4 protein-coding genes are annotated in these 6,913 nt (G+C 47.4%); 1 reads left to right on the forward strand and 3 read right to left on the reverse strand.

Annotated features, from left to right (window positions below):
* Window positions 1-59: 59 nt before the first annotated feature.
* The gene (locus ACVBIO_RS04195) at window positions 60-1,220 is read right to left on the reverse strand and encodes a GGDEF domain-containing protein (protein WP_447163035.1); all 1,161 of its coding nucleotides are present in this window, start codon (window positions 1,218-1,220) and stop codon (window positions 60-62) included.
* Window positions 1,221-1,410: 190 nt separating this feature from the next.
* Between ACVBIO_RS04195 and ACVBIO_RS04200 the strand changes: the two genes are divergently transcribed.
* Entirely contained in the window at window positions 1,411-2,193 is a 783-nt protein-coding gene (locus ACVBIO_RS04200; protein ID WP_447169073.1) for a VOC family protein, read from the forward strand.
* 99 nt (window positions 2,194-2,292) lie between these two features.
* On the opposite strand, the gene ACVBIO_RS04205 is transcribed toward ACVBIO_RS04200, so the two are convergent.
* Window positions 2,293-5,442 (reverse strand): efflux RND transporter permease subunit, encoded by a 3,150-nt coding sequence (locus ACVBIO_RS04205; protein WP_447172056.1) that lies wholly within the window; start codon window positions 5,440-5,442, stop codon window positions 2,293-2,295.
* A 13-nt stretch (window positions 5,443-5,455) separates the two neighbouring features.
* Window positions 5,456-6,913, reverse strand: a 1,458-nt coding sequence (locus ACVBIO_RS04210; RefSeq protein ID WP_447172057.1) for an efflux RND transporter periplasmic adaptor subunit, incomplete at its 5' end; no start/stop codon positions are given.

The following is a 6,913-nucleotide window of genomic DNA, read 5'->3' on the forward strand; positions in this document are numbered from 1 at the left end:
AACCCCAAGTCATCGGCTTGGGGTTATGCTGATATCTAAAATATATGGTTAAGCAAAGTTTAAGCAAATACCTGATTACGACCATTATTTTTCGCTTTATAAAGTGCAGTATCAGCTTGCTTTAAGGTGAGCTCAAATGAGGTGTCGCCACACTGCTGGGCAACCCCAATAGAGACGGTTATATTCACTACAGGATGTTGATTGTTATTGGTTTCCCTATCTGATTTTGTCTTGGTCTTACGTTTATGATTCCGCAGTACAATATTGTAGTGACTGATTTTTTGCTTGATAGCTTCTAAATGAGGCAATACGAGTTCGATATCTTTATTGGCAAAAACAATGGTGAACTCCTCTCCGCCATAGCGAAAGACTTTACCGCCTCCTTTTACCTGGCTCAGTTTCATTGCGACCAAGCGCAATACTTGATCACCGACATCATGGCCATAGGTGTCATTAAATTTTTTAAAGTGATCAATATCGACCATGGCGAGGCTGTAATGTTTACTCAGTGATGCCGCCATCGTATTAAGTGCTCGACGGGAGCCCACCCCGGTTAACTCATCCCGATAAACCAAATCATAACTCCTAACCAGGAGGGAGATTAAGTATGTGATGGCCAATATGGATAGCAGGATGGACAGAGGGAGTTCATTGGGTAAGTAGAAGTGAAACAACCAGATAAATAGCGTGACCATAATGGCCGAATCGACGCCAGTCGCACGCCAAACGGTGAAAACAGAAAGCACTAGGCATGCGATCCCGATGGGGAGATAGGCAGACATAAGTATGTTAACCAGTGGCTTAGTACTGAAAGAGCCTAGAGAAGTGATAATCGCACTCCATGCCAGGGTTAAAATAAAACATAGTCCAACCCCAAGAACTACTTTAAAAAAATCTAATGAAAATAGTGGTTTGTCCTTAATTATAGCGAAAAACGTAATAATTAAAGTACCAACAAGGAGGGTTTGTTGTCGATTAAGCAGCGCAAGTTCGGGGCTCCATGAGGCGTTTGACTCAATAGAGTAGTAAATCAATAGCAGTAAAGACAGATAGCTGAGACGGCAACAATTAAACTGCAGTGCTAGCAGCGCAGAAATACACAGCAAATAATAGGGCAGTTCGTTGGCTCTGGGTAACCACTCTTGCCATACGAAGGCTAATTGCTGTGTGACCACTATATAGAGAAAAGTGATGACAATTGGGACGAGGAGATAGCGCAAGCTCCGCTCTAATACTAGCACTGCCAATCCTCCATGATAATGACGGGATCTAGATTATAGTTGATCCATTAAAACTTGAGTTTCATTCCCCTATGTAATGTCGTCGTTACTCGCTAATTAGTGCCGTTAGTTGGACAGCCTGGCAAAATCGGTCTTAACTCAAAGGATTGAGCTAAGAAGGACAAAAGTGATGAACGTTGACCAGTATTTTCAAGGGCAGCCCTGTTGGGTTGAGTTAGCCTCTTTGGATATCAATAGCAGCAAGTCGTTTTATAGCGGTCTATTTGGCTGGGAAATTATCGATATGCCCATTCCACAAGGTACTTATAGCATGTTGGCAATCGATGGCGATGATATTGGCGCCATGTACCAGTTGCCCGAAGAGATGATTGCTAACGGTGATACAACACAATGGACTGTGTACTTTGCGGTTGAAAATCTCGACTCTACCCTCGTTGATGTTGCTGGGGCGGGTGGCACCTTGATTATTGGTCCCCATGATGTGGGCGAAGCCGGGCGTATGGCAATCATTCAAGATCCAGAAGGTGCAAGGTTTGCTATTTGGCAAGCTAAAAATCATATCGGCGCCAAGCGAGCGGCAGAGCCTAATACCTTGTGCTGGGTCGAGCTTGCTTGTCGCGATCCTGAGCTAGCTAAAAAGTTTTATCCGCATATTTTTGGCTGGGGTTCCAGAACGGCAAATATGGAAGGCATGGACTATACCGAGTGGCAAGTCGGCGCCCAAGATGTGGGCGGCATGATGGCGATGACAGCACAGTGGGGGGATATGCCCGCCCATTGGATGTTGTACTTCACCGTTGATAGCTGTGATGACAAAGCCGCCAAAGTCGAGCAACTCGGCGGTAAAGTCTGCGTGGCACCAACCGATATTGCTAATGTGGGTCGTTTTGCTGTGATTAACGATCCAAGCGGTGGTTTTTTTTCGATTATTGAACTGCGAATGGGAAATTAGCATTAATAACTAAAATAACTAACAGCAATCAGCAGCAACTAAAAGTAACAGGGTAGCAATTTGCTACCCTGTTTATGTATGGCTCCCTAACTCTTTAACTTATTCGTTAGTTTGGTCTTTAGCTAAAGAGCGGCCGTACACCAGTAAGTAGATCGCAGGGATAACAAACAGCGACAGCAAGGGGGCGGTAACCATACCGCCAACCATAGGCGCGGCAATTTTTTGCATCACTTCATTCCCCGTACCACTGCCCCACATGATGGGCAGCAATCCAAAGAAGATTGTGGCTACTGTCATCGCTTTAGGGCGAATACGCATGACCGCACCATGAATAAGCGCCTCGCATAAGTCACTGCGCTTATTGTATTGCCCAGCCTCTTTACGATCCTTGATGCTGTTATTTAAATACACCTGCATCACCACGCCAAACTCGGCAGCAACACCAGCAAGCGCGATCATTCCCACCGATACAGCGACAGAGAAGTTAAAGTTCAAAAAGTACAATAACCACGCACTACCTACGAGTGAGAACGGAAGGCTTAACATGATCACCGAAGCTTGAGTAAATGAGCTAAAGGTCATCATCAATAACATAAATATGACCGCTAACATCAGCGGCACCACGAGTTGCATCTTGGCTTCAACGCGTTGCATATATTCATATTGGCCAGCAAAGCTATAGCTATAACGCGGTGGTAAGCTTATCTGCTCATCCAGTGCGGCCCTTGCTGTTGTTATGTATTCGCCGATAGAGATATCTTTCAAATCGACAAATACCCAGCTAATTAAGCGGCCGTTTTCACTGGCAAGCATAGGCGCACCGTCGCTAATGGTGATACTAGCAAGGTTGCCCAGTGGTAAGTACTTACCTGTTTTGGTTAATACAGGCAGGTCTTCGAGCTTTTCAATGCTATCGCGTAGCTCCCTTGGATAGCGGATATTGATAGGGTAGCGCTCTTGGCCTTGAATCGATTGACCGACTTGCATACCGCCAATGGCCATCTGCACTACGTCTTGAATGTCTTTTAAGGTCATTCCGTAACGCGCTGCATTTTTTAGATCGGGCTCTATATCAATATAACGACCACCACTGGTGCGCTGAGCAAATGCCGATGCAGTGCCAGGCAATTGACTGACTACCGCTTCAATCTCAGTACCAATGCGCTGCAGCTCATCGATATCTGCGCCAGATATCTTTATGCCCACAGGCGTTCGCACACCGGTTGAAAGCATATCGATACGGGTCTTGATTGGCTGTACCCAGGCATTGGTCATTCCCGGCACTTTCACCGTTTTTTGGAGTTCAGCAATGATCCCTTCAAGGGTCATACCATCACGCCAAGTATCACGAGGATTAAGCATGATGGTGGTTTCAAGCATGGTTAAAGGGGCTGGATCCGTTGCTGTCATGGCGCGTCCCACTTTACCAAATACTCGCTTCACTTCGGGTACGGTCTTAATCAGTCTATCGGTTTGCTGCAAGATCTCTGCTGCCTTACCAGCACTGACACTGGGTAGGGTTGTTGGCATGTAGAGCAAATCACCCTCTTCAAGCTCTGGCATAAACTCACTGCCCATTTTACTCATCGGATAGGCAGCGCTTGCTAAGGCGAGCATCGCTAGCAAAATGGTGACTTTAGGAAAGCGTAACACCAAGCGTAACGCGGGCTCATAAATCGCAATGAGGAATCGACTGATCGGGTTTTTACGTTCATCGGGAATTTTTCCGCGAACGAAATAGCCCATCAATACCGGAATTAAGGTAATCGCCAATATCGCACTCGCAGCCATAGCAAACGTCTTAGTAAAGGCTAGCGGGTGGAATAAGCGACCTTCTTGCGCTTCCAGGGCAAATACCGGAACAAAGCTTAAGGTAATGATCAGTAGACTAAAAAACAGTGCCGGGCCAACCTCCACCGAGGCTTTGCGCACTAACTCCCAGTGAGCCTCACCTGTGGGCGTTGCACCGTTATGCTTTTCTCGATAGTGCTCCAGATGTTTATGAGTGTTTTCGACCATGACGATGGCAGCATCTACCACGGCGCCGATAGCGATGGCGATACCGCCTAAACTCATGATGTTGGCGTTAACGCCAATAATATTCATCACGATAAAGCTGATTAGAATCGATATGGGTAGTGAGATTATCGCCACTAAGGTCGAGCGAGCATGCAGTAAGAAGATCAAGCAGATGACACCGACAACGAGCATCTCCTCTAGCACCTTGTGCATGAGGTTATCGACCGAGTTGAGAATGAGTTCAGAACGATCGTAAGTGATCACTAACTCAACGCCATCGGGGAGTCCGTTCTCTACTTCTTTGAGCTTGTTTTTAACATTATTGATGGTCGCGAGGGCATTTTCGCCGTAACGCATTACCACAATGCCCCCCACGACTTCGCCTTCACCGTTAAGCTCGGCAACACCGCGACGTGCAGCAGGACCGGTGCGCAGCTGCGCCACGTCTTTCATCAGTACGGGTGTGCCTGATTCTGACACGATCCCTAGTGGGATCTCCTCAAAATCTGCCAAGGTTTGGCGGTAACCCGATGAGGTGATCATATATTCGGCTTCAGCCATTTCGATAACAGAGCCACCAGTGGAGCTATTGGAGTTATCGAGGGCATTTTTTACCGTCATTAAATCAATTTGATACAGGGCTAATTTATGTGGGTCGACAATGATCTGATAGGACTGCTCCATGCCACCAATCGTGGCCACTTCTGATACGCCAGCCACGCTTTGCAGCTCTAACTTTAAAAACCAATCCTGCAAGGATCGCAGCTGGGCTAAGTCGTGTTTGCCTTTACGGTCAACCAAGGCGTATTGGAACACCCAGCCGACACCTGAAGCATCGGGCCCTAAGGTTGGTGTAACGCTATCTGGCAGCTGTCCTTGGGTCTGTGATAGGTATTCTAAAACCCGCGAGCGCGCCCAATAGATGTCGGTACCATCTTCAAAAATGATATAGACGTAGGAGTCACCAAACATGGAAAAGCCGCGAACGGTTTTCGCGCCCGGTACCGCCAGCATGGCTGTCGATAACGGGTAAGTGATCTGATCTTCAACGAGCTGTGGTGCTTGTCCCGGATAAGATGTTTTTACGATAACCTGCACATCAGACAAGTCAGGTAGTGCATCTAGCGGTGTTATGCGCATCGCTTGATAACCGATTAAGGCTATCACCGCAGTAAGCACTAACACCATCGCCCGCTGTTTAATCGAGGCGCTAATAATTCTTTCTAACATAGATAGCCTCCGATTAATGGTTTGCGTGTGGATCGCTAGCAGCCTTGCTATCGCTGCCACTGTTGCTGCCACTGTTGCTGCCACTGTTGCTGCCACTTAAGCGCTGTAAACTCCCTTGGATACTGGCTTCAGAATCCAATAAGAATTGACCAGAGACAATCACTTTATCACCAGCCTGTAGACCTTCGATAATCTCAGCCTTGCCTTGGGCTATCATGCCCACTTTGACCGGAACTGAGGCGAAGCGGTTATCATCACGTTGCACTACCACGCGGTTTTCACGACCGGTGAGGATGAGTGCTTCAGTTGGGATCGACAGCACTTCTCGCTTTGGGCCACCAAAGAGTTTTACGTCCACTAAGGTACCCGGTTTGAGTAATTTGTTTGGGTTGTCTAACTCTATTCTGACTCGCATCGCCCGCGAGACGGGGTCGAGTTCGGGATAGATGTAGTCAATGTTTGACTCGATATCGAAAAGTCCTTGAGCGGCAGAGGTGACCTCCACAGGTCGGCCTTGTTCTAACCAGCTTTGCTCATTTTCAAATACATCGGCGATGACCCATACACTGCTTAAGTCGACGATTTCAAACAAGGTATCACCGGGCTGAACATACATGCCATGGCGAACGGTTAACTTGCTAATAAAGCCATCTTGCTCTGCATAAAATGGCACGCGATAGATGGTTTTACGGGTGCGTTCTAGCTGTTTAATCGTATTGGAACTTACGCCTAATAACTCCAGGCGTAAACGGGCCTTACGCAGTAGATCTTGGCCTCGACTCTTATCGTGTTTAAGGTAGTCGACCGCTTGCATATAATCGTCTTGAGCATTGATTAATTCCGGAGAATATAGCTCGTACAGTAACTGCCCCTTTTTAACTCGCTGACCGACATTGTGCACCATCAAGGTTTCAATCCAGCCGTTAACGCGGGTGTGGCTATGGCCGATGGCGTTTTCGTTGTACTCAACTGTGCCAATGGTTTTGACCAGTTTCCAAAGTGTGCCCTTAGTGACTTTCTCACTGCGCATACCGAGTGCTTGTTGCATACCACCAGATACGCCAACAACTACCTCTTCAGCGACGCCGCCGACGGTGATTTTTTCAAGATCCATACCGCATATTGGGCAAGTGCCTGGTACATCAGAAACCACATGGGGATGCATGGGGCAAACATATTTGATGTTGCCATCGTTGTTAGTTTGCGCCGCAGGCATAAGTGTTGGCTTGGGCTGGTTAAGTATTTTTTCTGCGTTAGATTGCGGAGTCGACTCGGCTGGCTGCGCAGCATGGTTATGACCCGCATGCTCATCGATTTGAGTTTCTTCTTCCTCTTCCTTCACCAAGAACATTTTGCATTCCGGGCAGCGACCGGGCTCATGACTGGTCACCTCTGGGTGCATAGGGCAGTAATAGTTTTCGACTGCAGCCTTAGCATGTTGGCTACCGTCAGCTAAGTGGTCACTTTGCTC

Source organism: Shewanella sp. 0m-8, from assembly GCF_052977265.1.

Excerpts from the sequence above, each read along its gene's own strand:
- ACVBIO_RS04200 (WP_447169073.1), top strand. The coding sequence starts at position 1,411 with ATGAACGTTGACCAGTATTTTCAAGGGCAGCCCTGTTGGGTTGAGTTA.
- ACVBIO_RS04205 (WP_447172056.1), bottom strand. The coding sequence starts at position 5,442 with ATGTTAGAAAGAATTATTAGCGCCTCGATTAAACAGCGGGCGATGGTG.